We start from the raw sequence: 22,879 nt of genomic DNA, 5'->3' as shown, positions 1-22,879 counted from the left end.
ACCTGTAATCAGAAACTAAAGAAGATGACTGAAGGGAATTTTGTAGATTATGTAAAAATATTTGTTTCATCTGGAAAAGGTGGAAAAGGATCTACGCATTTGCATAGAGAAAAATTTATTGAAAAAGGTGGGCCAGATGGTGGTGATGGTGGTCGCGGAGGACACGTATATCTTGTAGGGAATAAAGGACTTTGGACGCTGTTTCACCTTAAATTTGCACGACATATCAAAGCAGGTAATGGCGGTGATGGAAGTGGAGATAGAAGTACAGGAGCCGATGGTGAAGATAAATACATCGAAGTGCCACTAGGAACTGTTGTGAAAGATAAGGAAACGGGCGAAATCTTGTATGAAGTTACCGAACATGGCGAAAAAAGAATCCTTTCTAGAGGAGGGAAAGGTGGTTTAGGAAACTGGCATTTTAGAAGTTCCACAAACCAAACTCCAAGGTATTCTCAGCCAGGATTACCGGGATTGGAGATGGATGTAATTCTAGAATTGAAAGTTCTTGCTGATGTAGGTTTAGTAGGTTTTCCAAATGCTGGAAAATCAACACTATTGTCTGTATTGACATCTGCAAAACCAAAAATTGCTGATTATCCTTTTACAACCTTAAAACCAAACTTAGGTATTGTGGCCTATAGAGATTTTCAGTCTTTTGTAATTGCTGATATTCCTGGGATTATTGAGGGTGCTGCCGAAGGAAAAGGATTAGGGCATTATTTCTTGCGTCATATTGAAAGAAATTCTACTTTATTATTTCTTGTTCCTGTTGATACAGCCGATATCAAAGCAGAATACGATATTTTAGTTAATGAATTAACGAAATACAATCCGGAAATGCTGGACAAAGAACGTTTATTGGTAATATCAAAATGCGATATGCTTGATGATGAATTAAAAGCAGAACTAAAAGCAGAGCTAGATGTTTCTTTTAAAGATGTGCCATATATGTTTATTTCTTCTGTAGCTCAACAAGGCCTGACAGAGTTGAAAGATAAATTATGGAATATGTTGAATGAATAAATAATGAAATTTTTTGATAAAAAGGTGTTCTAGAAATAGAGCACCTTTTTTATTCGTATAATTTATTAAATCCGTAAAATTGAATTAAAAATAGATGGTTAGTTAATGTTTTTTCGGGCAAAGAGTTCTTAAAATTGCGAAAATGACTTATATTCGCAGCACAAAAAATATTAAATTATGAAAAAAATAGTTTTATTCTTAACAATGTGCCTAATGACTTTCCCAGTGAAAGCAGATGAAGGTATGTGGTTTTTGATGTTTATCGAAAGATTGAACCATAGAGATATGGAAAAAATGGGGTTGCAACTTACAGCTGAAGAAATTTATAGTATCAATAATCATAGTTTGAAAGATGCTGTTGTTCAGTTTAATGGTGGATGTACAGCCGAAATTGTTTCTAAAGAAGGATTGGTGTTAACGAATCATCACTGTGGTTATGATGCGATTGCTGAGCTTTCATCTGAGGAGCAAAATTATTTAAAAAATGGTTTTTGGGCTAAAGATAAAAGTGCCGAAATGAAACCAAAATCATTATTCGTTCGTTTTTTCGTTCGTATGGATGATGTTTCCAAAAGGATTTTATCTAAAGTAAATGATAAAATGACTGAAACAGAAAGAAACAAAGCGATTCAGCAAGAAACGGCTTTGATTGAAAAAGAAAATAGTGAAGGTGGAAAATATACCGTTTCTGTTCGTCCTTTCTTTCAAGGAAATGAATATTACTATTTTGTTTATCAAGATTACAAGGATGTTCGTTTAGTAGGAACTCCTCCGGAAAGTCTTGGTAAGTTTGGTGGAGATACTGACAACTGGGAATGGCCACGTCATACAGCCGATTTCTCTATGTTCAGAGTTTATGCTGATGCAAATGGAAATCCAGCCGAATATTCTAAAGACAATGTGCCTTTGCAACCAAAACATTATTTGCCAGTAAGCTTAAAAGGAGTTGAGGAAAATGATTTTGCGATGATTTTGGGTTATCCAGGACGTACAAACCGTTGGATGCCAGCTGGTGGAATTGAGCAAAACGTGAAATTTGCTTATCCTGCTTGGGTTGAAGGTGCAAAAACAGGAATGGATAGAATGAAGGAGTACATGGACAAAGACGAAACGGTTAATTTAGAGTATGCTTCTAAATACGCTTCAACTGCCAATTACTGGAAAAACCGTCAAGGAATGATTGATGCTTTGACTAAAGCTGGTACTGCAAAAACGAAAGCAAAACAAGAAACCAAATTCAATGCTTGGGCTAACAAGAAAGCAAACAAAGAAAAATATGGTAATGTAATTGCTACGATTAATAACTATTATGCTGACACGAATTTAAAATCGAGCCATGATAGCTATTTAACTCAATTGATGAGAACGGCTTCTTATGGTGCAGTTCCTGCTAATTTAGGAAATGCATTAATTGGTTATTATAAAGAAAATGAAGCAAAAAAACAGGAAATGCTTCCTAAGTTGAATCAATTTATTGATGCGGTTTATGGGAAATTCTATGCTCCTTTAGAGAAAGATGTTTTTACAGCACAATTAAATTTATATACTTCAAAAGCGGCTGCTTACGGACTTCCTGAAACTGTTGCAAAATTAAAAGAAGAGAATAAAGGTGATTTTACAGCTTATGTGAATAATGCTGTTGCCAAAAGTATTTTTGCTAATAAAGAAAGTGTTTTGGCTTTCATGAAAGATCCAAAACCAGAAAACATTGCAAATGATCCTTTGTATGTGGTGTCGAATGATTTGAGTGTAAAAATGAGAGCTAAATCTGCAGAACAATTAAAAGCAGATGATGATTTCGCTAAATCATTTCGTATTCTGGTAGAAGGTTTACGTGAGTCTAAAATGAATGCAATAAAGTATCCGGATGCCAATTCAACTTTGAGATTGACTTACGGAAAAGTACGTGCTTTGCCAGCAGACAAACGCAATGATGCAAAAGTAAATAATTATACAACAATGACCGGATTGGTTAAAAAGTATAAGGCAGGTGATCAAGAATTTGATTTGCCAGCTCGATTATTAGAATTGAACCAAGCGAAAGATTTTGGACAATACGCAGATAAAGCGGGTCATATGCCAGTGAACTTTTTAACTGATAATGATATTACAGGAGGAAATTCAGGTTCACCAGTTTTGAATGGAAAAGGAGAACTTGTTGGTATTGCATTTGATGGAAACATCGAAGCGATGGCTGGTGATGTTATTTTTGATGCTAAATTGCAAAGAACAATTAGTGTAGATATTCGTTATGTACTTTGGATAATTGATAAATATGCAGGTGCTAAACATATTATTGATGAAATGACAATTGTGAAATAAGCCATTGTTTTAAATTTTAAAAGCCTCTAAACTTGTTTTCAAAACAAGTTTAGAGGCTTTTTTTATTGTTAAAGCTTTTAAAATGAAAATAGATTCCAATTATAAATTTCGCTATTTTTGGACAATGAAACATATTATTTTTTTATTTTTATTTCTGCCAATAATTATTTGGTCTCAATCTAATTTTGATAAAGGAGAAAGGTTTTTTCGTGAAGAAAAATTGGATCAAGCAGAAGCTGTTTTTGAAAATATTTTGAAAGAAAATCCAAGTCATTTAAAATCGATTGAATATTTGGGAGATATTGCCGGGAGATATAAATCCTGGGATAAAGCAATTGGATATTATAAGAAACTCAAACAGTTGAAGCCTACGGAAGCTAATTATTATTATAAATATGGCGGCGCTTTAGGAATGAAAGCCAAAGAATCTAATAAATTTAAAGCACTCGGAATGATTGATGAGGTCAAAGATTCTTTTGAAAAAACGATAAGTCTCAATCCAAAACATATCGAATCGCGTTGGGCTTTGATAGAGTTATATATTCAATTGCCGGGAATTGTAGGAGGAAGTGAATCCAAGGCATTAAAATATTCGGATGAATTATTAAAATTGTCGCCTATTGATGGTTATTTGTCTAAGGGACATATCGATGAGTATTTTAAAAGATATAATAAGGCAGAACAACAATATAAAAAAGCAATTAGTTTAACTGGATCCAAAACGGCCAGTAAAATGCTTGCCAGTTTGTATAAGAATAAAATGAATGAACCCGAGAAAGCAAAACAGCTTTTAGAGGAACTTAGAATAAAGTAGAATAGTTAATTGCTAATTCAGTTAGTTGATTAAAAATATAAAAGCATAATCGAATAAACATAAATGAAAACACATTTCATAGCCATAGGCGGAAGCGCGATGCATAATCTCGCATTAGCATTGCACAATAAAGGATACCAAGTTACAGGAAGCGATGACGCAATTTTTGAGCCATCAAAATCCAGATTAGACAAAAAAGGAATTTTGCCTATTGAAATGGGTTGGTTTCCTGAAAAAATCACTTCAGATATTGAAGCTGTAATTCTTGGTATGCACGCTAAGGCAGATAATCCAGAATTATTGAAAGCACAGGAGTTGGGATTAAAAATTTATTCCTATCCAGAGTTTTTATACGAACAATCAAAAAATAAAACCCGTGTGGTCATTGGTGGTTCACATGGTAAAACGACAATCACTTCGATGATTTTGCATGTGATGCATTATCATAATATCGCTGTCGATTATATGGTTGGTGCCCAGTTGGAAGGTTTTGATACGATGGTGCATCTTACCGAAGAAAATGATTTTATGGTCTTGGAAGGTGATGAGTATCTGTCTTCTCCAATAGACAGAAGGCCGAAATTTCATTTGTACCAACCCAATATTGCTTTGATTTCGGGCATTGCTTGGGATCACATCAATGTTTTTCCAACCTATGAAAATTATGTGGAGCAGTTTGAAATCTTTATAGATAAAATTACCAACGGTGGGATTTTAGTTTACAATGAAGAGGATCCCGAGGTAAAACGCGTTGCAGAAGCAGCAACAAATCCGATTCGAAAATTAGCCTATCATACTCCAAAATATTCGGTTAGTGATGGTGTGACTCTTTTAGAAACTCCCGAAGGCGATATGCCAATCGAAGTTTTTGGAGCGCATAATCTTAATAATTTGGCTGGAGCCAAATGGATTTGTCAAAACATGGGTGTTGATGAAGCTGATTTTTATGAAGCGATAGCGAGTTTTAAAGGCGCATCCAAACGATTGGAAAAAATTGCTGAAAGCAAAACCAAAGTAGCCTATAAAGATTTTGCCCATTCGCCAAGTAAAGTGGCGGCAACTACAAAGGCAGTAAAAGAACAATATCCTAACAGAACTCTTGTGGCTTGTTTGGAATTGCATACCTATAGCAGTTTGAACGCTGAATTCCTTAAAGAATACGAAGGCGCATTAGAACATGCTGATAAAGCTGTAGTTTTCTATTCGCCTGATGCGGTGAAAATAAAGCAACTGGATGAAGTTAGTTATGACCAAATAGCAACGGCTTTTAATCGTAAAGATTTAATTATTTATACCAATCCAAAAGAATTTAAGGATTATTTGTTCAGTCAAAATCTTGAAAATTCTGCCTTGTTGCTGATGAGTTCCGGAAATTATGGTGGTTTGGATTTTGACGAGGTGAAGGAATTGATTATGAATTAAAGATGGTTAAAAAGGACTAATTTAAAATCGATATTATGGCTGAAAACTCCTTTTTTTCAATTGCGAATTGGTCCGAAGACGACAAGCCTCGGGAAAAGCTGATGCTGAAAGGTAAAAGTGTTTTGAGTGATGCCGAACTGATTGCTATTTTAATTGGTTCAGGAAGTCGTAGTGAATCGGCAGTTGATTTGAGTAAAAGGATTTTGGCTAGTGTAGATAATAATTTGAATGCTTTAGGGAAATTATCTGTTGCGCAGTTGATACAATTCAAAGGGATAGGCGAAGCTAAAGCCATTTCGATTATCGCGGCTTTGGAGTTAGGAAGACGAAGGAGAGCCGAAGAAGCTGTCGAATTAATCAAAATTACTTCCAGTAAAATGATTTTTGAAATCATGCAGCCTATAATTGGTGAGTTGGCCCATGAAGAGTTTTGGATTGTATATTTAAATAATTCCAATAAAATACTTTCTAAATCTCAATTAAGTAAGGGCGGAATTACCGGAACTTTGGTCGATGTGCGAATCGTTTTCAAAACGGCACTTGAAATGGGAGCGACGGCATTAATTTTATGTCATAATCATCCTTCGGGGACTTTGGTTCCTAGCGATGCGGATAAACAAATTACCAAAAAGCTAAAACTAGCAGGAGATAATTTAGAAATAAAAGTATTGGACCATTTGATTGTTACCGAAAATAATTACTTTAGCTTTGTTGATGAAGGAATATTCTAAAAAAATAAAATGAAAATTGCGAATATTAAACATGTGTTCTTCGATTTAGATCACACACTTTGGGATTTTGATAAAAATTCCGAATTAACATTTGAAAAAATATTAAAACGAAATCATCCTGTAATTGAAATAGGAGAGTTTATTGAGAAATATGTACCAATTAATCAAGCTTGTTGGACTTTGTATCAATACGATAAAATTACCCATGAGGAATTGCGGTACAATAGGTTGAAGCAATCTTTTGATGCTTTAGATTATTTGGTTTCTGATGAGGAAATTGAGAGAATTTCTAAAGAATATATAGAACTATTGCCGGAAAATAACCATCTTTTTGATGGTGCTTTTGAAATTTTAGATTATCTAAATCAAAAGTATAAACTTCACATCATCACCAATGGTTTTGCTGATGTTCAATTCAGAAAAATGAAAAATTCTAAATTGGAGACTTATTTTGATTCCGTAACTAATTCTGAAATGGCGGGAGTCAAAAAACCAAATCCTATTATTTTTGAACATGCATTAAATGTCGCCAATGCTAAAAAAGAGAACAGTGTTATGATAGGAGACTCATTGGATGCAGATGTTCAAGGAGCTCTTGATGCAGGCTTAGATGCTGTTTTTTTTAATGAAAGCAATGTTCAAGTTGAACAAAATATTAAACAAATCAATCATTTATTAGAACTAAAAAAATATTTATAATTATGAAACTAAGATTTTTATTTGTACTGTTATTTGTCGCCAGTTATGGTTTTTCGCAATCTGTAAATGATTATAAAGCAGTGGTATTGCCGTTGAAGTTTGATTTTATGAAAAGCGACAATCAATACCGTCTTGCTACTTTGTCAAAGTTTAATTTAAACAAAGCAGGTTTTGAAGCATTTTACAATAATGAAGTGATTCCAAATGAATATAATGACAGATGCGGTTTGTTGTATTATGATGTTGTAAAAGACAACGGTTTTTTGGTTACTAAGCTTTTTGTTACCCTTAAAGATTGTTATGGCAAAATAATATTTCAATCGGAAGTCGGGAAAAGTAAAGAAAAAGATTATCAAGTGAGTTATACAGAAGCATTGAATGACGCTTTTAAATCCGTTTATGCTTTGCAATATAAGTATAATGGGCAAGCAATAAACAAAGTTGACCAAGAATCGGTTAAAGCGGTTTCTGTTCCTGTAGCACCATCAAATGCAATAACTCAAAATTTAACAAGTGCTAATTTGCTTTATGCGCAGCCGATGAACAATGGTTTTCAATTAGTGGATAGTACTCCAAAAGTGGTGATGAAAGTTTTTAAAACCTCTAGTCCAAACTGTCTTATAGCAGTAAAAGGGGAGAATCAAGGGGTTTTGATTTTAAAAGACAACCGTTGGTTTTTTGAATATTACCAAAATGATAAGCTAATCTCTGAAAAAGTGGAGGTTAAATTTTAGTGTTTAGTGGCTGTATTCAGTTTTTGAAAGACTGAATACAGTTCTAATATCCATATTTGTCTTTCCATCTGTTTTTAAGGAATTCACGCGTAGTGTTTTCTCTTGAATTATTTCCGGGAATATAGATAGGATTATTACTTAATTCATTTGGCAGAAACTCCTGTTCGGCAAAATTATTTGCAAAATCATGCGAATATTTATATTCTTCTCCATAACCCAATTCTTTCATTAATTTAGTAGGAGCATTTCGTAAATGAATTGGCACAGACAAATCGCCAGTTTGTTTCACTAATTGTTGCGCTGTTCCGATAGCTAGATAAGAAGCATTGCTTTTTGGTGATGTGGCGAGATAAATAGCGCATTGACTCAGTATAATGCGGCTTTCCGGATAACCAATGGTCGAAACTGCTTGAAAAGTATTGTTGGCCATAATAAAAGCCGTAGGATTTGCATTTCCTATGTCTTCACTGGAAAGGATTAGCATGCGGCGTGCAATAAATTTAACGTCTTCGCCTCCTTCAATCATTCTTGCCAACCAATATACCGCTCCGTTTGGATCACTCCCGCGTATCGATTTTATAAAAGCCGAAACGATGTCGTAATGCTGCTCACCACTTTTGTCATACAAAACTGTGTTTTGTTGGACTAATTCAAAAACACGGTCGTTAGTGATGATAATTTCGTTGTCAGCGGATGCGTTTACAACAAGTTCGAAAATATTTAATAGTTTGCGTCCATCACCACCCGAAAGTCGCAATAGTGCCTCTGTTTCTCTTAATTCAATATTTTTTGACGCTAATAAAGCATCGGTTTTCATCGCGCGTTGCAATAAAGACTCAAGGTCTTCTTTTGTAAAAGCATTTAGTATATAAACTTGACATCTGGATAATAAAGCGGGAATGACTTCAAAACTTGGGTTCTCGGTCGTTGCGCCTATAAGGGTTATCCAGCCTTTTTCTACAGCTGCTAATAAAGAATCTTGTTGCGATTTGCTAAAACGGTGAATCTCGTCGATAAAAAGAATGGGATTTTTTGTAGTGAAAAGTCCACCACTTTGTTTTGCTTTCTCAATTACATCGCGAATGTCTTTTACACCGGAATTTATAGCACTCAAAATATAAAAAGGACGTTTTGATTCTTGGGCAATAATTTGTGCCAAAGTTGTTTTTCCGGTTCCTGGAGGTCCCCAAAAAATCAAAGAAGGAATAATTCCTTTGGAAATTTGCTGTGTTAGTGACCCACTAGGGCCTACCAAGTGAGATTGGCTGATGTAGTCTTCTAATTTTTGCGGTCGAATGCGTTCTGCAAGTGGTGCTTCCATTATGTTTTAAATCTAAAATCTAAGTTTATTAATCTTCAATTTAAAATTGAAAATTATTAGTTGTAAAATTAAGCATTCTGTTTGTACTTTTGGGAGCTTTTTCCTGCTGTACGTTTCAATCTTTTTATCCGCCGAAAAGGCCAATAAAAAGGATTTCCACTTCCATCAGGGCTAGGCGCCTGAATTTAAAACAAAATCAATTTTAATGACAAAATAGCATAAAATAATTTTTGGATACATAATTGATTCGTATTTTTAAATAAAAATCGAATAATGGACAAACATTTTAAATTTACCACTTCCGTTATAGGATTGCCACTTTTTTTTGTGTTGTTCTTATGGTTTGTCTATTGGCTCGAAATCCGATTTAATTTCGATTTTATTGAACACGGAATCTTTCCGAGAACATTGTCGGGTTTGCAAGGAGTTGCTTTTAGTCCTTTCATTCATTCAGATTTGCATCACCTTTATAGTAACTCTATACCTTTATTGGTGTTATTGGCGACTTTACGGTTTTTTTATGCAAGGCAATCAGTCGCCGTTATAGTGTATGGTGTTTTACTGTCAGGAATTATCACTTGGTTAATTGGAAGATCTAATTATCATATTGGAGCCAGTGGTTTGGTATACGTACTGGTTAGTTTTGTTTTTTTTAAAGGGATTTTGACAAAATATTATCGTTTAGTCGCTTTGTCTTTAACGGTAATTATGGTTTATGGAGGTATGGTTTGGTATGCGTTTCCTAAAGTAGACGAGACAATATCTTGGGAAGGACATTTGGCAGGGCTAATAACCGGTTTTGTTTTGTCTATTGTGTATCGCACGCCAGAGTTTAATAAAGTGCCTAAATACGATTGGGAAAAACAGGATTACAATCCGCAAGAAGATAAATTCATGCAACGTTTTGATGAAAATGGAAATTTTGTGAATTTACCAAAAGAGGAAAATGAAGAGTTTTTTACTTATTATAATTCTGATATTCGGGTAAATTATGAGATTGTTCCAAATGAAAAAAATGAATCAAAAACAGAGTCTTAATTCATTTTTTAAATATCAAATTTTCTAATTGACTTAGCTTCTTTGTCTAACTGCTTCGTATAAGAAAGCACCACAGGCAACCGAAACATTCAAGGAACCAATAGTTCCGAACATAGGTAGTTTTGCTTTTTCATCAACAATTTTCAATACAGATGGATTTACTCCACGATCTTCCGATCCCATGATGATTGCCACGGGTTCGTTTAATGAAATATCATATATGTTTTGATCTGTTTTTTCGGTTGCTGCCACTGTTTTGATTCCGCTTGCTTGCAAAAGAAAAATAGCATCTTTGATGTGTTCTACTTTGCAAATAGGAATATTGAAAACAGCCCCAGCTGATGTTTTTACAGTATCTCCGTTTACTGGTGCCGATCCTGCTTTTTGAACAATGATTCCATTTACACCAGTACATTCTGCAGTTCTGATGATAGCACCAAAATTACGGGCATCCGATATTTGATCCAATATCAAAAATAAAGGTTTTTTTCCGTTTTCGACAACGGTATTTATTAAAGTCTCTAAATCAAAAAAAGAGATAGGAGAGATAGTGGCTACTGCACCTTGATGGTTATTAGGAGTAAGTCGGTTCAGTTTTTCAACAGGAACATAAGAAAAGTTTATGTTACCGCGCTTCATAACTTTCATTAAGTCTTTCATCAGTTCGCTGCTCGCTTCCTTTTGAATATAGACTTTGTCTACTGTTGCGCCCGATTGTATGGCTTCAATTATTGCTCTAATCCCAAATATTTGATGTTCTTTTTCCATGGCGCAAAGATATAAAAAAAAACCACCCCAAAAATGGGATGGTTTTAATATAATTTTTATAGATATAAATGGTTGGGTTTATTGAGCCCACCAAATTTTAGATTTGTTGTCATCTACAGCAGGAACTAGAGTGTTGACCCCTGCAGTATAACTTGTTGTGTTTGTACTTTGTTCTACAGAAGGATATAAATATCTCGTTGGGATTACTCCTCCATTTAAAGCATTTGTTGATGGAACTAAAGCAGGAACACCTGTTCTTCTCCATTCACTCCAAGCATCAAATGCAGATGGGAATAAGGCTACCCATTTTTCTTCTCTAATTACTTTTAGCAAATTTGTTGCAGCATCAGTTTTTCTGGCAAGTGCGTAAGCAGGTCCAGATGCAGTTACGTTAACTGTAGCTGCTCCTCCTGAGGCTCCTAATTTAATACTCAAGCTTTCAAATGATTTAATGATACCAGTTTCTAACATATTTAGTGCATTTTCAGTTGTCCAGCCTAATGCAGCAGCTTCTGCTCTATTTAGTAATGTGTAAGAAGCTGTCATAAAGGATGTAGGGGCTGCTGCATACCAGATGTTTAAACTTAGCTTGGCTCTTGCATTAAGAGGGGTGCTGGCGGCCTGAGTCAATCCGTATGGTATACCATCTGTAGCAACAGTTGTTTTATTAGAGAATATTAGTATTCTATTATCTAACGTATGATTCGATGTAGGGTTGTCTGACAAAGCTTCTCCTTGTAGTGCATCGGTTAAAGTTTTAGATAATCCATAGTCATTTCTTCTATTTGCTACATATGGATTTTCAAATCCAGGGACATTTGTGTGAGAAAACCATGCTTCATCAGAAACAGTTGCAATAGAGCCATTCGGGTCACTTAGGGCATTGTTAAATTGAATAGCTGCATATCCTCCAGGAGCAGGGTATTTTTTGGAAAGTTGAATTGACATGCTCATGATCATCGAATTCGCTAATTTTTTCCATTTTAATAAATCTCCATCATAAATTAGATCTCCGGTAGGTGGAAGTTCAGATTCATTAATCATATTCCTTGCAGCTATTAAACTTGCGATTTCGGATTTGTAAATAAATTCCTGAGTTGAGTATGTAGGAACTAATATTCCTTTAAACGCTTGTTCGTATGGAATATCTCCCCAAGTGTCTGTGATTCTTTTCCATATAATAGCTTTCATTATTTTTGCCACACCAAGTTGGTTGTTTGCAGAACCTTTTAGTAAAAATTTTGGATCTGGATTAGCAGTGTTTTCAAAATAATCAGTGATTACGTTCAAATTAGATAATGTTTGAACATAGAAACCATTCCAAGAGGCTGGTGACTGATTATAATTTTGTTCATCTACATAAACTCTCTGAGATTGGTATTGCACATATAAAGTAGGCTTTAATAAGTTATCACGGCCAGTAAGTGTTGTGTATCGTACAATTGACCCTGCCATAAGGGCTTGTAAGTCTGTTTCTTGAGCACCATTAACGTTTTCATTTAGATTGCCAAAATCATTATTTTCACAACTTATAAAAACACCTGCAAAGAGTGCTAAAATTATACTTATTTTTTTCATTTTTTTCATTTTTAAATTTTTAGAAAGTAACTTTTAGATTTACTCCATAACTTTTCGTTCCCGGTAATCCGCCATCTTCACCAAAAGTTTTTGACATCTCAGAAGGATCCCAATTGTGTTTGTTGTCTTTTGATACGCTAATTAGCCATAAGTTTCTACCTACAATACCTATAGAAGCTGAATCAAATACATTTTTAACCCATTTTCCAGGTATAGAGTAAGTCAAGCTCACATCTCTAAGTTTGATATAGCTAGCATCGTGAATAAAAGGCTCTGCTAATCTATTTGCGTACCATTGATTGTAATAGTCATAAGCTTCAACGTGAGTATCTACATTAGCTCCGCTTTCATCTACACCAACAACGCGTACACCACCTCCATCAGCAACAGCATCTCTTCTTGGGTTCCCTAAGTCGTTAGGACCTACTGTATCGTCTAGAAGTCCTGAATTTGTTCCCCACATTTCAGATAAAGAGAAAAATTTACCGCCTTTTTGGAAATCAATTAAAGCTGTTAAAGATAAGTTTTTGTAGCTTATTGTGTTTAAGAAACCACCCGTAAATTCAGGTAAAACTGATCCAAGATATTTATTTTGTTCTACTACATATAAGCCATTGTCGTCAATTATTTTATTGTTGTTAGCGTCAGTAGCATATCCAGCACCTCTTAATTGTCCCCATTCTCCGTTTAATTCATGGGTTACTGTTACGAATGTAAATGCGCTTGATCCACCTGGAGCATTAATACTTTGAAGACCATCTGGTAATTCTTCAATTGTTGTTTTGTTTTTTGCGAAATTGATTGCAAATGTCCAATCGAAATCATTTGTTTTAAAAGGTGTAGCGTTTAGAACTAATTCAACACCTTTTCTAACCGATTTACCTGCATTTGTCAATTTTGACGAGTAGCCAGAACCAGCAGATACACTAATAGGAATAATGTCGTTTTTGCGGGTTTCGTTATAATAAGTTGCACTGAAACCTAATCTATTATTTAGGAATTTTAAATCTGCACCAAATTCTGTAGATGAATTGATTGCCGGTTTAATTTTGTCATCAACTAATTGAGATTGTGTGTACATTATTGGTTTTCCATCGTATCCGTTATAACTTCCATTATAAGTAGGGAAAGCAGGGTTGATTAAGTTTGCACCAAGATCACTTCCTACTTGAGCCCAGCCGAAACGTAATTTACCAAAAGAGAGCCAGTCATATTTAGCTACTTCGCTAAAGATAAAACTACCTCCTAATGAAGGATAGATATATCCATTTGCATCGTTAAATAAAGCAGAGCTATAGTCTTTTCTTACAGAGGCATCTAAATAAGCGTATCCTCCGTAACCTAAAGAGACTTTAGCAAACATACTATTTACTTGCTTGTTTGTGTATTCCGTATCAGGAACAACCTGTTCTTTTGAATTACTATATTTATATACATCTGGAATTAATAATCCTCCGCTTGTAATGTTTTCTGGATCCATAGCTGCGTTCCAGCTTTCAAAATAATTTCTTCTGATTTGACCCCCAGCTAATGCATCTACTTCAAATTTACCAAAAGTGTTTTTATAGTTAACCATAGTGGTGTAGTTGTCTTCTATGATTGTAGATGAACTTCTTCCAAAACTATTGATGTTTTTCATGTTTCCTGCATCTAAATCAGATGAGTATTGTACATCAAAAGGAAGTCTCCAAAAGCCTCTGTTTTCAGTTTGATTTCTAGAAACCATGAAATTTGCACTCCAGTGGCTGTTAAATTTATAGTCTCCGTGGATATCTGCTACTAATTGGTTTCTTGAGTTTTCATTTTTATACTGATCTAACCAGTAGTAAGGGTTGAACCAAAAAACGGGTTTTTGGCCTCCTTGATCTGAAGGATCATTTCCTGCTAAAGAATTTGCGTAAATTTCTGGGCCAGACCAGTTCCATGAAGCGCTATATCCGTTGTCTGTTCTTAAATTTCTTAACTCTCTAAGTTTATTTACGTCTAGGTCTCTACCGAACCAAGAGTTGAATGAACCCGATGTTTGGTTGGAATAGTCGTCGTTAAAATCACCAAGAGTTTTTTGAGTTGTATAATTGATGGTACTTCCTATTGTGAATTTTTCAGTTAAATTTGCATCAAGTCTTAAACTTAATAAATGCTTGTTTAAATCTGAATTTGGAATTATACCTGTTTGTCTCAAATTTGTATAAGAAAACCTTGATGTAAAAGTATCATTACCACCACTTATTGTAACTCCTTGTTTTTTTGTTACCCCAGTGTCGTAAAAATCTTTGATATTATTTTTTTGAGCTTCCCACTTTGCGGTTTTTCCGGAATAGTTAGTGCCTGATTGCCAAGCATACCATGGAATGTATTCGCTTCCGTCAAATTTTGGCCCCCAACTTGCATCAGCATCAGGTGTTCCAACATATTTTTTTCCGTTTAATGAAGACCAGCGCGCTGGGTAATCAGGGTTGCTTGCAAAGTCTAAAGTGGTCCATTCGTCGTCTCCTGAATATCCTTGACCATATTCATTTTGATAATTAGGTAAATAAGCTACTTTGTCAAAGGTGGTAGAGCTTATAATAGATACTTCTAGTTTCTTTCCTTTTCCTGATTTGGAAGTGATGATTATAACTCCTGCATCTGCCCTTTGTCCATATAGTGCCGTAGCATTTGGTCCTTTTAAAACATTGACACTGGCAACATTTTCCATATCTATAACGTTAGGGTCACTTACTGGAATTCCGTCCACAATATATAAAGGATCGCTGTCGCTAGTTAATGAAATTGCACCACGAAGGCGAATTTTTCCCGACGAACCTAGTTTTGCTCCAGATTGACCAACGATTTGTACACCAGCCACTTTTCCAGCAATAGCTGTTTTTATATTGGCATCTTGGGTAATGTTTAATTCTTTCTCTTTTACAGTTTGTGATGCATAGGTTAGTGTTTTTTCTGCTTTTTTTACACCTAAAGCAGTTACTACGACACCTTCAAGTTCTACTGAATCATCTTTCAGTTTTACATTGATGTTTGTTGAGCTAGCTCCAATTTCTTGGGTTTTCATCCCAATGTAGCTAAAAATTAATATTTGGTTTGCTGCTGCTTTGATGGAAAATTTTCCGTCAAAATCTGTCTGTGTTCCAGTTTTGGTTCCTTTTACTAATACACTCACGCCTGGTAAAGGCATTCCGGCATTATCAGAAACGACACCTGTCACGGCTCTCTCTTGCGCAAATGTTAGTTGCGTCATTAGTACTATAAATAGCACTAGGATTCCATTGAACTTTAGTTTCATTTTTAATTATTTTGAATTAGTAAAACAAAACTCTTAATAATTTGTTAACTTTCCTAATAAAAAAAGCGCTATTTTGTATAGGTGTGTGAAATTTAACATTGTGATATTTGTATTAAATAGAGGTGGTTGGCTTGTTTTTTTTTATTTTGTAGCGCTTTTTTTGTTAATAAATTGGTGAATTGTGATTTTATTATGTGTTTGCTATCTTAGCTGTGTTTTTGTTTTTGCTGAGTTTGTATTAACGTTTTGTTAACGAAATAATTTTGTTGTTGATTCGTGAGGCGCAGTGAGCTTTGTGTTTGTTTTGAGGTTTTGAGGTTTTTTGCGAAACTATTGCTGGGTATTGGTTTTTAGTAGGTTGGGATGTTGTAGGGTAAATAATCTTGTTGAAAATTAATAGATTAACGTTTGTAGAGTAAAAAAATAATTTATACATTTGCAACCCCGTAAAAAGCGGGAATTAAATTTACATAATAATTTTTAGTATTAATTATGCCAACAATTCAACAATTAGTAAGAACAGGAAGAACTCAGATGACTAAGAAGAGTAAATCGGTTGCTTTAGATTCTTGTCCTCAAAGAAGAGGGGTTTGTACGCGTGTTTACACTACTACACCAAAAAAACCAAACTCTGCAATGCGTAAAGTAGCGCGTGTACGTTTGACAAATGGTAATGAAGTGAATGCTTACATCCCTGGAGAAGGACACAATTTACAAGAGCACTCGATAGTATTAGTTAGGGGTGGAAGGGTAAAAGATTTACCAGGAGTTAGATATCACATCGTTCGTGGTGCGCTTGATACGTCAGGAGTAGCGGGAAGAACGCAAAGAAGATCTAAGTATGGTGCTAAACGCCCAAAAGAAGCAAAAAAGTAATTTAAAGTTTTATGTCTAGCGGTGCATTTATTGTAACTGTATAGGTATGTAATTTTATTAAAAAAAAGACATGAGAAAAAGAGCGGCAAAGAAAAGACCACTTTTACCAGATCCAAGGTTTAATGATCAATTGGTAACACGTTTTGTGAATAACTTAATGTGGGATGGTAAAAAGTCTACAGCGTTTAAAGTATTTTATGATGCAATTGACATTATAGAGTCTAAAAAACAAAATGACGAAAAAACTTCATTAGAGATCTGGAAAGATGCTTTGACAAACGTTATGCCTCACGTAGAAGTACGTAGTCGTAGAGTTGGTGGAGCTACATTCCAAATTCCAATGCAGATTAGACCAGATAGAAAAATTTCTATGGCAATGAAGTGGTTGATACTTTATTCTAGAAGAAGAAATGAAAAATCTATGGCTCAAAGGTTGGCTTCAGAATGTTTAGCTGCGGCTAAAGAAGAAGGAGCTGCTGTTAAGAAAAGAATGGATACTCACAAAATGGCAGAGGCTAATAAAGCTTTCTCTCACTTTAGATTTTAATTCATAGAGAAATGGCTAGAGATTTAAGATATACAAGAAATATTGGAATTGCTGCTCATATTGATGCTGGTAAAACAACAACAACTGAGCGTATTCTTTTTTACACGGGGAAAAACCATAAAATTGGTGAGACTCACGAAGGTTCTGCAACAATGGACTGGATGGCGCAAGAGCAAGAAAGAGGTATTACTATTACTTCTGCGGCTACAACTTGTGAGTGGAATTTTCCAACTCAACAAGGTAAAGTTTTGCCGGAGTCGTTGCCTTACCACTTTAATATTATTGATACTCCAGGACACGTTGATTTTACTGTAGAGGTAAATCGTTCTTTGCGTGTACTTGATGGTTTAGTTTTCTTGTTTAGTGCAGTTGATGGTGTTGAGCCTCAATCTGAAACTAACTGGAGATTGGCTGATCAATATAGAGTTCCTCGTATGGGATTCGTAAACAAAATGGACCGTCAAGGTTCTAACTTCTTGGGAGTTTGTCAACAAGTTAGAGATATGTTGAAATCTAATGCTGTTGCAATCACTTTGCCAATTGGTGAAGAGAATGATTTCAAAGGGGTAGTTGACTTAGTGAAAAATCAAGCTATGATATGGCATGATGAAAATCACGGTGCTACTTATGATATCGTGCCTATTCCTGAGGATATGCTTGCTGAAGTAAAAGAATACCGTTCGATATTAATTGAGGCGGTAGCGGATTACGATGAGAATCTTTTGGATAAGTATATGGAAGATGAAACCTCTATTACTGAAGAAGAGATTAACAATGCGTTAAGAGCTGCTACTATTGATATGGCGATTATTCCTATGTTATGTGGATCATCGTTCAAGAATAAAGGAGTTCAGTTTTTATTAGATGCAGTTTGTAAATACTTGCCATCTCCTATGGAGAAAGAAGGTATTTGGGGAATTCATCCTGATGATGCTGAATTGTTAGAAGAAGATCAAACTAAAATTTTGCGTAAGCCATCTGTGGCTGAGCCTTTCGCGGCTTTAGCTTTTAAAATTGCTACTGACCCATTCGTAGGTCGTTTGGCGTTTTTCCGTGCTTACTCAGGACGTTTAGATGCAGGTTCTTATATCTTGAACACTCGTTCAGGAAATAAAGAAAGAATTTCTCGTATTTACCAAATGCACGCTAACAAGCAAAACCCAATCGATTATATCGAAGCTGGGGATATTGGAGCGGCAGTTGGGTTTAAAGATATCAAGACTGGGGATACAATGTGTGATGAAAAACACCCAATTATTCTTGAGTCAATGAAATTCCCTGCTCCGGTAATTGGGGTTGCAATTGAGCCTAAAACTAAGGTTGATGTAGATAGAATGGGTATGGCTTTGGCTAAATTAGCTGAAGAAGATCCAACGTTTACAGTTAGAACTGATGAGGCTTCAGGGCAAACTATTATATCAGGTATGGGTGAGCTTCACTTAGATGTACTTATCGATCGTATGAGACGTGAGTTCAAAGTAGAAGTGAATCAAGGTGAGCCTCAAGTTGAATATAAAGAGGCGTTTACAAGAACAGCTCAGCATAGAGAAACTTACAAGAAACAATCTGGAGGTCGTGGTAAATTCGGTGATATCGTATTTACATTAGAGCCTGCTGATGAAGTTGATGGCAAAGTTCCAGTTGGATTGCAGTTTGTGAATGCAGTAAAAGGTGGTAACGTTCCTAAAGAATATATTCCATCTGTTGAAAAAGGTTTTAGAGAAGCTATGAAAACGGGTCCTTTAGCTGGGTACCAAGTTGATAGTTTGAAAGTAACTTTGACGGACGGATCTTTTCACCCTGTCGATTCTGATGCTCTTTCTTTTGAGTTAGCTGCAAGAATGGGGTATAGAGAAGTTGCTAAAGCTGCTGGTGCTGTAATTCTTGAGCCAATCATGAAGATGGAAGTTATTACTCCTGAAGAAAACATGGGGGATATCGTAGGTGATATCAACCGTCGTAGAGGTCAGGTGAATGACATGGGTGACAGAAATGGTGCGAAAACTATTAAGGCTGATGTGCCGTTATCAGAGATGTTTGGATATGTTACAACATTAAGAACACTTTCGTCTGGTAGAGCTACATCTACAATGGAATTTTCACACTATGCGGAAACTCCTTCTAATATTTCGGAAGCAGTAATCAAAAAAGCAAAAGGAAACGCTTAATCTTTAAGAAAATGAGTCAAAAAATCAGAATAAAATTAAAATCTTACGATCACATGTTGGTAGACAAGTCTGCTGAAAAGATTGTAAAAACGGTAAAAAGTACCGGTGCAGTAGTTACAGGACCAATTCCATTGCCAACTCACAAAAAACTTTTTACAGTACTACGTTCTCCTCACGTTAACAAAAAAGCGAGAGAGCAATTTGAAGTAATGTCATACAAGAGATTGATTGATATTTATTCATCTTCATCTAAAACTATTGATGCTTTAATGAAATTAGAATTGCCTAGTGGAGTTGAAGTAGAGATCAAAGTTTAAGGATTTACTTAAGAGTAAAAAGGGCACTTTGTTTAAGTGAAAACTTTTTTTGGATTGTGTGTAAATAAGTTATACTTTTGCACCACTTTAAAAATAGCGTTCACTTAAATGATGTGTTCTATTTTTATATTTAATAATTAATAATTAATATTTATGTCTGGGTTAATTGGTAGAAAAATCGGCATGACTAGTATTTTCGACGAGAACGGGAAGAATATTCCTTGTACAGTAATCGAAGCTGGTCCATGTGTTGTTACCCAAGTCAGAACCAAAGGTGTTGACGGGTACGAAGCGTTGCAACTAGGTTTCGATGACAAAAACGAGAAACATTCCACAAAAGCGGCTTTAGGTCACTTTAAAAAAGCGGGAACTGTTGCTAAGAAAAAAGTCGTTGAATTCCAAGATTTTGCAACTGAACAAAAATTAGGAGATCTTATTGATGTTTCTATTTTTGCTGAAGGAGAATTTGTAGATGTACAAGGTGTATCTAAAGGTAAAGGTTTTCAAGGGGTTGTTAAACGTCACGGTTTTGGTGGTGTTGGACAAGCAACTCACGGTCAACACAACCGTTTAAGAGCGCCAGGTTCTGTAGGAGCTTCTTCTTATCCATCTAGAGTATTCAAAGGAATGCGTATGGCTGGAAGAATGGGAGGAGATAATGTAAAAGTTCAAAACCTTAGAGTTTTAAAAGTAGTTGCTGAAAAGAACCTACTTGTTATAAAAGGATGTGTTCCTGGTCATAACAACTCTTATGTAATCATTCAGAAGTAATGGAAGTAAAAGTATTAGATTTCAACGGAAAAGATACTGGTAGAAAAGTTCAACTTTCTGATTCAGTATTCGCAATTGAACCAAATAATCATGCTGTATACCTTGATGTTAAGCAATATCTTGCTAATCAAAGACAAGGAACGCACAAAGCTAAAGAAAGAGCTGAAGTAGCGGGAAGTACACGTAAGATTAAAAAGCAAAAAGGAACTGGTACTGCTCGTGCGGGTAGTGCAAAGAACCCATTGTTTAAAGGTGGTGGAACAGTTTTTGGACCAAGACCAAGAAGTTATTCATTCAAATTGAATAAAAACTTGAAGCGTTTGGCTAGAAAATCTGCTTTCTCTATAAAAGCAAAAGAATCAAATATTATCGTTCTTGAAGACTTTAATTTTGAAACTCCAAACACTAAAAATTTCATTAACGTTTTGAAAGCTTTAGAGTTAGAAAATAAAAAATCACTGTTTGTGTTGGGTGACGTTAATAAAAATGTATATTTGTCCTCACGCAATTTAAAGGCATCTAGCGTCGTAAGTAGCTTAGAATTAAGTACTTACGCAATATTAAATGCTAATAATTTAGTGCTTTTAGAGAGTTCTTTGGAAGTAATTGAAGAAAATTTAAGTAAATAATAGGATATGAGCATCATAATTAAACCTATAGTAACGGAAAAAGTAACCAAAGAAAGTGAAGTTTTAAACCGCTTCGGATTCGTAGTTAACAAAAAAGCAAACAAAGTTGAGATTAAGAAAGCTGTTGAAGCTGCTTATGGTGTAACTATTTTGAGTGTTAACACGATGAACGTAAGACCGGATAGAACTACAAAATACACTAAAAGTGGTTTGATCAGTGGAAAGACGAATGCAATCAAAAAAGCAATTGTTCAAGTACAAGAAGGAGAAACAATTGATTTTTACAACAAAATCTAAGATAGAAAGATGTCAGTAAGAAAATTAAAACCTATTACCCCAGGTCAGCGATTTAGAGTTGTGAATGGTTATGACGCCATTACAACTGATAAGCCGGAACGCTCTTTGATAGCGCCGATAAAAAACTCTGGAGGTAGAAATAGTCAAGGAAAGATGACCATGCGTTATACGGGTGGTGGTCACAAGCAGAGATATCGTATTATTGATTTCAAAAGAACTAAAGACGGAATTCCGGCTACAGTGAAATCTATTGAATACGATCCAAATCGTACTGCATTTATCGCTTTATTAGCTTACGCTGATGGTGAAAAAACTTATATTATTGCTCAAAACGGATTGAAAGTTGGTCAGAAATTAGTTTCTGGTCCAGAGTCTCAACCTGAAATTGGTAATACTTTACCTTTAAGTAGAGTTCCGCTTGGAACTGTTATTTCTTGTATCGAATTGAGGCCAGGACAAGGGGCTGTTATCGCTCGTTCTGCTGGAACATTTGCTCAATTGATGGCAAGAGATGGAAAATATGCTACAATTAAAATGCCTTCTGGTGAAACAAGGTTAATCTTGTTAACTTGTTCTGCTACTATTGGAGCTGTATCTAATTCTGACCACCAATTAGTTGTATCTGGAAAAGCAGGTAGAACAAGATGGTTAGGTAGAAGACCTAGAACAAGACCTGTTGCAATGAACCCTGTCGATCACCCAATGGGTGGTGGTGAAGGACGTTCTTCTGGTGGACATCCACGTTCAAGAAATGGAATACCAGCAAAAGGTTATAGAACTCGTTCTAAGAAAAACCCGAGTAACAAGTATATCGTAGAACGTAGAAAGAAATAATAAGATATGGCACGTTCATTAAAAAAAGGACCTTTCGTTCATTATAAGTTAGAAAAGAAAGTTGAAGAAAACATCGCAGGTGGAAATAAAGGAGTGGTTAAGACTTGGTCTAGAGCTTCTATGATTACTCCAGACTTTGTTGGACAAACTATCGCAGTTCATAACGGTCGTCAATTTGTACCAGTTTACGTAACAGAAAACATGGTAGGTCACAAATTAGGAGAATTTTCACCAACTAGATCTTTTAGAGGTCATGCTGGAGCAAAAAATAAAGGTAAAAAATAAGAAGCAATGGGAGTTCGTAAAAGAGAAACAGCAGATGCGAGAAAAGAGGCTAATAAGTCTATAGCTTTCGCAAAATTGAATAACTGCCCTACTTCACCTAGAAAAATGCGCTTAGTAGCGGACTTGGTAAGAGGTCAGAAGGTAGAAAGAGCACTTAACATCTTAAGATTTAGTTCTAAAGAAGCTTCAAGAAAATTAGAAAAACTATTATTATCTGCAATCAACAACTGGGAGCAAAAAAATAGTGAAGGTAATTTAGAAGAAGCTGGATTATTTGTTAAGGAGATCAGAGTAGATGGTGGAATGATGTTGAAAAGACTTCGTCCAGCTCCACAAGGTCGCGCACACAGAATTAGAAAACGTTCTAATCACGTAACAATCGTGTTAGGAGCTATTAATAACACACAAGCAATTTAATA

At 35.3% G+C, this 22,879-nt stretch carries 22 protein-coding genes; 18 read left to right on the top strand and 4 right to left on the bottom strand.

Annotated elements, in window-relative coordinates:
- Window positions 1–24 precede the first annotated feature (24 nt).
- The 7 genes from obgE to ACMDB5_RS02015 all read left to right on the top strand — a co-directional run bounded on the left by obgE (window position 25) and on the right by ACMDB5_RS02015 (window position 7,748).
- On the top strand, window positions 25–1,026 hold the full coding sequence (obgE, locus tag ACMDB5_RS02045) for a GTPase ObgE (protein WP_413999360.1): 1,002 nt from the start codon (window positions 25–27) through the stop codon (window positions 1,024–1,026).
- Between the two features lie 177 nt (window positions 1,027–1,203).
- Window positions 1,204–3,348 (top strand): S46 family peptidase, encoded by a 2,145-nt coding sequence (locus ACMDB5_RS02040; protein ID WP_413999359.1) that lies wholly within the window; start codon window positions 1,204–1,206, stop codon window positions 3,346–3,348.
- Window positions 3,349–3,430: 82 nt separating this feature from the next.
- Window positions 3,431–4,162, top strand: a complete 732-nt coding sequence (locus ACMDB5_RS02035) for a tetratricopeptide repeat protein (protein WP_413999358.1) — start codon at window positions 3,431–3,433, stop codon at window positions 4,160–4,162.
- A gap of 63 nt (window positions 4,163–4,225) precedes the next feature.
- Window positions 4,226–5,584, top strand: coding sequence for a UDP-N-acetylmuramate--L-alanine ligase (locus tag ACMDB5_RS02030; protein WP_413999357.1), 1,359 nt, complete (start codon window positions 4,226–4,228; stop codon window positions 5,582–5,584).
- Window positions 5,585–5,619: 35 nt separating this feature from the next.
- On the top strand, window positions 5,620–6,315 hold the full coding sequence (gene radC, locus ACMDB5_RS02025) for a RadC family protein (RefSeq protein ID WP_413999356.1): 696 nt from the start codon (window positions 5,620–5,622) through the stop codon (window positions 6,313–6,315).
- Between the two features lie 9 nt (window positions 6,316–6,324).
- Entirely contained in the window at window positions 6,325–7,014 is a 690-nt protein-coding gene (locus ACMDB5_RS02020; protein WP_413999355.1) for a YjjG family noncanonical pyrimidine nucleotidase, read from the top strand.
- Window positions 7,015–7,016: 2 nt separating this feature from the next.
- Window positions 7,017–7,748 carry a hypothetical protein gene (locus ACMDB5_RS02015; RefSeq protein WP_413999354.1) on the top strand — a complete coding sequence of 244 codons (732 nt, stop codon included), beginning with the start codon at window positions 7,017–7,019 and terminating at the stop codon, window positions 7,746–7,748.
- 43 nt (window positions 7,749–7,791) lie between these two features.
- On the opposite strand, the gene ACMDB5_RS02010 is transcribed toward ACMDB5_RS02015, so the two are convergent.
- A complete protein-coding gene (locus ACMDB5_RS02010; protein WP_413999353.1) occupies window positions 7,792–9,069 on the bottom strand; it encodes a replication-associated recombination protein A in 1,278 nt (425 codons plus the stop codon).
- 273 nt (window positions 9,070–9,342) lie between these two features.
- Here ACMDB5_RS02010 and ACMDB5_RS02005 point away from each other — a divergent pair, with 273 nt between their 5' ends.
- Window positions 9,343–10,107 (top strand): rhomboid family intramembrane serine protease, encoded by a 765-nt coding sequence (locus ACMDB5_RS02005; protein WP_413999352.1) that lies wholly within the window; start codon window positions 9,343–9,345, stop codon window positions 10,105–10,107.
- Window positions 10,108–10,140: 33 nt separating this feature from the next.
- On the opposite strand, the gene rlmB is transcribed toward ACMDB5_RS02005, so the two are convergent.
- The 3 genes from rlmB to ACMDB5_RS01990 form a co-directional block, all read right to left on the bottom strand.
- The gene (gene rlmB / locus ACMDB5_RS02000; protein WP_413999351.1) at window positions 10,141–10,875 is read right to left on the bottom strand and encodes a 23S rRNA (guanosine(2251)-2'-O)-methyltransferase RlmB; all 735 of its coding nucleotides are present in this window, start codon (window positions 10,873–10,875) and stop codon (window positions 10,141–10,143) included.
- Window positions 10,876–10,953: 78 nt separating this feature from the next.
- Window positions 10,954–12,453: a SusD/RagB family nutrient-binding outer membrane lipoprotein gene (locus tag ACMDB5_RS01995; protein WP_413999350.1), complete on the bottom strand. Its 1,500-nt coding sequence runs from the start codon at window positions 12,451–12,453 to the stop codon at window positions 10,954–10,956.
- Window positions 12,454–12,472: 19 nt separating this feature from the next.
- Window positions 12,473–15,736, bottom strand: a complete 3,264-nt coding sequence (locus tag ACMDB5_RS01990; protein ID WP_413999349.1) for a SusC/RagA family TonB-linked outer membrane protein — start codon at window positions 15,734–15,736, stop codon at window positions 12,473–12,475.
- A 492-nt stretch (window positions 15,737–16,228) separates the two neighbouring features.
- Here ACMDB5_RS01990 and rpsL point away from each other — a divergent pair, with 492 nt between their 5' ends.
- From rpsL to rplV, 10 genes are all read left to right on the top strand, one after another.
- Entirely contained in the window at window positions 16,229–16,612 is a 384-nt protein-coding gene (gene rpsL, locus ACMDB5_RS01985; RefSeq protein WP_022828353.1) for a 30S ribosomal protein S12, read from the top strand.
- 70 nt (window positions 16,613–16,682) lie between these two features.
- Complete coding sequence (rpsG, locus tag ACMDB5_RS01980; RefSeq protein ID WP_017495022.1) at window positions 16,683–17,159, top strand: 30S ribosomal protein S7; 477 nt, start codon at window positions 16,683–16,685, stop codon at window positions 17,157–17,159.
- Between the two features lie 11 nt (window positions 17,160–17,170).
- Complete coding sequence (gene fusA / locus ACMDB5_RS01975) at window positions 17,171–19,327, top strand: elongation factor G (RefSeq protein WP_413999348.1); 2,157 nt, start codon at window positions 17,171–17,173, stop codon at window positions 19,325–19,327.
- An 11-nt stretch (window positions 19,328–19,338) separates the two neighbouring features.
- Window positions 19,339–19,644, top strand: coding sequence for a 30S ribosomal protein S10 (rpsJ, locus tag ACMDB5_RS01970; protein ID WP_011963470.1), 306 nt, complete (start codon window positions 19,339–19,341; stop codon window positions 19,642–19,644).
- A gap of 153 nt (window positions 19,645–19,797) precedes the next feature.
- Complete coding sequence (gene rplC, locus ACMDB5_RS01965) at window positions 19,798–20,415, top strand: 50S ribosomal protein L3 (RefSeq protein ID WP_072945403.1); 618 nt, start codon at window positions 19,798–19,800, stop codon at window positions 20,413–20,415.
- The gene (gene rplD, locus ACMDB5_RS01960; protein ID WP_413999347.1) at window positions 20,415–21,044 is read left to right on the top strand and encodes a 50S ribosomal protein L4; all 630 of its coding nucleotides are present in this window, start codon (window positions 20,415–20,417) and stop codon (window positions 21,042–21,044) included. The genes rplC and rplD overlap by 1 nt, the downstream gene beginning before the upstream one ends.
- Before the next feature lie 6 nt (window positions 21,045–21,050).
- A complete protein-coding gene (gene rplW / locus ACMDB5_RS01955; protein WP_230063097.1) occupies window positions 21,051–21,341 on the top strand; it encodes a 50S ribosomal protein L23 in 291 nt (96 codons plus the stop codon).
- A 9-nt stretch (window positions 21,342–21,350) separates the two neighbouring features.
- Complete coding sequence (gene rplB, locus ACMDB5_RS01950; protein WP_413999346.1) at window positions 21,351–22,175, top strand: 50S ribosomal protein L2; 825 nt, start codon at window positions 21,351–21,353, stop codon at window positions 22,173–22,175.
- 6 nt (window positions 22,176–22,181) lie between these two features.
- Window positions 22,182–22,460: a 30S ribosomal protein S19 gene (gene rpsS / locus ACMDB5_RS01945; protein ID WP_024981511.1), complete on the top strand. Its 279-nt coding sequence runs from the start codon at window positions 22,182–22,184 to the stop codon at window positions 22,458–22,460.
- A 6-nt stretch (window positions 22,461–22,466) separates the two neighbouring features.
- On the top strand, window positions 22,467–22,877 hold the full coding sequence (gene rplV, locus ACMDB5_RS01940) for a 50S ribosomal protein L22 (RefSeq protein WP_413999345.1): 411 nt from the start codon (window positions 22,467–22,469) through the stop codon (window positions 22,875–22,877).
- Window positions 22,878–22,879 lie beyond the last annotated feature (2 nt).

Source organism: Flavobacterium sp. W1B, from assembly GCF_047344965.1.
GTDB lineage: Bacteria > Bacteroidota > Bacteroidia > Flavobacteriales > Flavobacteriaceae > Flavobacterium.
Note: the sequence above shows the minus strand (reverse complement) of the source record. Positions and strands in the feature narration are given on the sequence as shown.

What these genes read in the sequence shown, in the direction of transcription:
- ACMDB5_RS02040 (WP_413999359.1), top strand. Translation starts at nt 1,204, where the DNA reads ATGAAAAAAATAGTTTTATTCTTAACAATGTGCCTAATGACTTTCCCA.
- ACMDB5_RS02010 (WP_413999353.1), bottom strand. Translation starts at nt 9,069, where the DNA reads ATGGAAGCACCACTTGCAGAACGCATTCGACCGCAAAAATTAGAAGAC.
- ACMDB5_RS02035 (WP_413999358.1), top strand. Translation starts at nt 3,431, where the DNA reads ATGAAAATAGATTCCAATTATAAATTTCGCTATTTTTGGACAATGAAA.
- rpsJ (WP_011963470.1), top strand. Translation starts at nt 19,339, where the DNA reads ATGAGTCAAAAAATCAGAATAAAATTAAAATCTTACGATCACATGTTG.
- rplD (WP_413999347.1), top strand. Translation starts at nt 20,415, where the DNA reads ATGGAAGTAAAAGTATTAGATTTCAACGGAAAAGATACTGGTAGAAAA.
- radC (WP_413999356.1), top strand. Translation starts at nt 5,620, where the DNA reads ATGGCTGAAAACTCCTTTTTTTCAATTGCGAATTGGTCCGAAGACGAC.
- ACMDB5_RS02005 (WP_413999352.1), top strand. Translation starts at nt 9,343, where the DNA reads ATGGACAAACATTTTAAATTTACCACTTCCGTTATAGGATTGCCACTT.
- rplC (WP_072945403.1), top strand. Translation starts at nt 19,798, where the DNA reads ATGTCTGGGTTAATTGGTAGAAAAATCGGCATGACTAGTATTTTCGAC.
- ACMDB5_RS01995 (WP_413999350.1), bottom strand. Translation starts at nt 12,453, where the DNA reads ATGAAAAAAATAAGTATAATTTTAGCACTCTTTGCAGGTGTTTTTATA.
- ACMDB5_RS02030 (WP_413999357.1), top strand. Translation starts at nt 4,226, where the DNA reads ATGAAAACACATTTCATAGCCATAGGCGGAAGCGCGATGCATAATCTC.
- ACMDB5_RS02020 (WP_413999355.1), top strand. Translation starts at nt 6,325, where the DNA reads ATGAAAATTGCGAATATTAAACATGTGTTCTTCGATTTAGATCACACA.
- rlmB (WP_413999351.1), bottom strand. Translation starts at nt 10,875, where the DNA reads ATGGAAAAAGAACATCAAATATTTGGGATTAGAGCAATAATTGAAGCC.
- rplW (WP_230063097.1), top strand. Translation starts at nt 21,051, where the DNA reads ATGAGCATCATAATTAAACCTATAGTAACGGAAAAAGTAACCAAAGAA.
- ACMDB5_RS02015 (WP_413999354.1), top strand. Translation starts at nt 7,017, where the DNA reads ATGAAACTAAGATTTTTATTTGTACTGTTATTTGTCGCCAGTTATGGT.
- rpsL (WP_022828353.1), top strand. Translation starts at nt 16,229, where the DNA reads ATGCCAACAATTCAACAATTAGTAAGAACAGGAAGAACTCAGATGACT.
- rpsG (WP_017495022.1), top strand. Translation starts at nt 16,683, where the DNA reads ATGAGAAAAAGAGCGGCAAAGAAAAGACCACTTTTACCAGATCCAAGG.
- obgE (WP_413999360.1), top strand. Translation starts at nt 25, where the DNA reads ATGACTGAAGGGAATTTTGTAGATTATGTAAAAATATTTGTTTCATCT.
- fusA (WP_413999348.1), top strand. Translation starts at nt 17,171, where the DNA reads ATGGCTAGAGATTTAAGATATACAAGAAATATTGGAATTGCTGCTCAT.
- rplB (WP_413999346.1), top strand. Translation starts at nt 21,351, where the DNA reads ATGTCAGTAAGAAAATTAAAACCTATTACCCCAGGTCAGCGATTTAGA.
- ACMDB5_RS01990 (WP_413999349.1), bottom strand. Translation starts at nt 15,736, where the DNA reads ATGAAACTAAAGTTCAATGGAATCCTAGTGCTATTTATAGTACTAATG.
- rplV (WP_413999345.1), top strand. Translation starts at nt 22,467, where the DNA reads ATGGGAGTTCGTAAAAGAGAAACAGCAGATGCGAGAAAAGAGGCTAAT.
- rpsS (WP_024981511.1), top strand. Translation starts at nt 22,182, where the DNA reads ATGGCACGTTCATTAAAAAAAGGACCTTTCGTTCATTATAAGTTAGAA.